2 protein-coding genes are annotated in these 2,946 nt (G+C 33.8%); both read left to right on the forward strand.

All coding sequences use genetic code 11. The annotated features are described in order from the left end of the window. The first annotated feature begins 160 nt into the window (after positions 1-160). Complete coding sequence (locus tag H5162_RS20945; protein ID WP_182779429.1) at positions 161-1,615, forward strand: AAA family ATPase; 1,455 nt, start codon at positions 161-163, stop codon at positions 1,613-1,615. Then, the gene (locus tag H5162_RS20950) at positions 1,612-2,475 is read left to right on the forward strand and encodes an HNH endonuclease (RefSeq protein WP_182779430.1); all 864 of its coding nucleotides are present in this window, start codon (positions 1,612-1,614) and stop codon (positions 2,473-2,475) included. Before H5162_RS20945 ends, H5162_RS20950 begins: the two co-directional genes overlap by 4 nt. The last annotated feature ends 471 nt before the right edge of the window (positions 2,476-2,946 follow it).

Raw genomic sequence — 2,946 nt, forward strand, 5'->3', positions numbered from 1 at the left:
GCAAATCCTCTTTTTATATTTTACGTAAAATCGAAGTAACCGATTGAATCAAAATAGGAACTCGGCTATGGTTAATGCATCAATAAAAATAAATTAAAAACGAGTTATTCTACAGCCTCGTTAGTTGCAAATCACCATTCTCCGAGGTATCTAATCATCTATGTTTAAAGTCAAAGGGTTTAATACACAATTAATTAGCGATGTTTACCCAATTTTCAGTTTATCAACTGATAATTGGAATGATTTTGGCACAGTGTGCACTTTCAATCTTCGGTACCATAAAAGTAAAGCCGAAGTTGTGCAAATAGGTGAAATAAAAATATTACAGAAAGATAAGGGGCATACAGTACTTCCCCCTGAATTTTCAAATCTTGAAGATGACTACATCAGTTTAGGGCAAAGTCTGGATTTTTATAAAAATCTCTTTGAAGCTATAGGTTCTAATAAATCTGAAATTATCTTGGAGTCCTTAAACGATATTTCGTGGCAACCGAATAAAGCAGATGCTTTCGAGAGCAAGTCAGAATATAGAAATGCATTGTTTAGAGAAAACAGTGCGAGAAGTTCATTTAGATTTGGTAAATATATTATTCTTGATGAAGAATACGATGAAGATTTTTCCTTTGAATATATTGTACATATTGAAGGCGCTGATAGCCCATTCAGCATTTCAGTGGACTTTGATGAGAATGATTATTTACCTGGCAGAATAGTAGGTATAATTGGGCGTAACGCAGTAGGAAAAACTCAGCTAATGGGGGCTTTAGCTAAGGACTTAGTGCAGGTTGGTAGAGTATCTCAAAAGACAATTGATGATAAAAATGAAAAGTTTAAAAGAAATCGCCCAATATTCAATCGTGTAATAACAGTTTCTTACAGTGCATTTGATAAGTTTATTCGGCCTAAAAACCCTCAGGCAAGCTATGTTTACTGTGGAATTAGAAATGAAAATGGGAATTTATCGAAAACATCTCTCATTGAAAATTATAAAAATAACCTGTCAAAAATAAATGAACTAGATCGTTCACATACATGGGTTACGTTCATGTCGCAAATTCTTGATAATTCAAGTGATGAGTTTATTTCTAAACTTGAAAATGAGATAAACACTGATAATGAGTCTGATGATGGAGCATTATCATTATTAAGCTCTGGTCAATCTATTCTAGCCCATTTTGTAACGGCGCTTGTTGCTAAAATACAAGATAACACCTTGGTTCTATTTGATGAGCCTGAAACTCATTTACACCCCAATGCTGTTGCTCATCTATTTAATGTGATGAATATGATGCTAAAACAATTTAACTCTTTTGCAATTATTGCAACGCATTCTCCGATTGTTATACAAGAAATCCCTAGAAAAAGAGTGATCTTGTTGACGAGAGAAGGTAATAGTACATTGTCGTCAATTATGAATTTTGAAACATTTGGAGAAAATATTTCTGAATTAACAAGACATGTATTTGATACAGTTAATATTGCGAATCACTATAAAACAGTGTTAAAGAGGTTATCTAAAACAATGTCTTTTGAAGAAGTAAATAACTTATTTGAAAATGGATTAGGTTTTAATGCCAAAGCATACTTGCTTGCACAGTATGGTGATGATAAATGAAAACAATGGTACCTCCTTCTGCTGTTGTAACTTACTCACAAAGGCATAAAAATGTGGTGAGTTCAAAAGCAAATACAGTTAAAGGTGAGCCAAATACAACAAAAAATAATTTACTACTATTAGAGCCTCAAATACTTGCACGGTACAGACTATTTGAACAAGCGATTGTACAGAATACGTTATTTAGCTTCTCCGAAGATCCTGCTCTTGCCGCGTATAAAGATGATTTATTAAGCTGCTATACAGGGCGTACGAAAAAAGTAAAAGAGATCTTTAAATTAATAGAAGATACACAACCTACAAGGTTTTTAAAGCGATGCCCCTACTGTGGGGTTACTCTACCTAAAACATATGATCATTATTTACCAGAAGCACACTTTCCAGAGTTGTCTGTCCATGCATTAAATTTAGTACCTTGTTGTGGTTCATGTAATTCTAAAAAGAATAATTTTTGGAAAAATAACATTCACAGAACTTTCCTGTATTTTTATAAAGATATAATTCCTAATGCTCAATATATTAATGTAAATATTTTTACTCGGGCAGACTCTATAGGCGCTAAGTTTTCGATACAAAGGCCTATCAATATACAAAACGCTGTGTGGGAAGTGCTTTTTTCGCATTACGAAAAACTTGGATTAATTTTTACATATAATGAATTGGCAAGTGACGAGATCACTGAAGTTTTTAACTCTTGTGTTGCCCACATTAGATGTGGGGGAACAAATGTAAGGCTGTTTGTTGAAAATTTACTGGCTACAGAAGAAACCCTATATGGCATAAATCACTGGCGTGTAGTTTTAATGAAAAGTCTAGCTATAAATGCTGATTTTTCGCGTATAGTAACCTCTAATGTTTGACTCTCTACATAGCAACTAATCGGGTAGCCGGAGGTCTCTAACCTCCCTCCACACCACCAAGAACAAAATTGACACCCATTATAAATAAATGCTGAAGTCATCAAACTTAACCGTGCAAAAAACTCGACTCTGTATTTAATATTGATAAACACTGCACTGGCATGCTAGATTTTGGCTCTGCAACAGCCACTTTTAACAGTTCAAAAAAACAAAATTGACACCCATTATAAATAAATGTTGAAGTCATCAAACTTAACCGTGCAAAAAACTGCCTGCCCGCAATTACTCTTCGAGGAAATGTTGTTTGTAATAAATAACGTGACTAATGTCCGCTGAATACTGAATTTTAGACATAGAAAGGCTGCAAATTCGCAGTTTTTGAATTGCTTTAGATGGTTTACTATATCGCTCTATTTTATGCTAATAGCTTTTCACAATTTCTCACATTTGCTCGCCGCTTTCTATTTAAAT

The sequence above is a fragment of the Pseudoalteromonas sp. SR41-8 genome (assembly GCF_014163915.1).
Taxonomy (GTDB): Bacteria; Pseudomonadota; Gammaproteobacteria; order Enterobacterales; family Alteromonadaceae; genus Pseudoalteromonas; species Pseudoalteromonas rhizosphaerae.

Bases quoted from the DNA above. Each gene is read 5' to 3' on its own strand.
- H5162_RS20945 (WP_182779429.1), top strand. From the start codon at position 161: ATGTTTAAAGTCAAAGGGTTTAATACACAATTAATTAGCGATGTTTAC.
- H5162_RS20950 (WP_182779430.1), top strand. From the start codon at position 1,612: ATGAAAACAATGGTACCTCCTTCTGCTGTTGTAACTTACTCACAAAGG.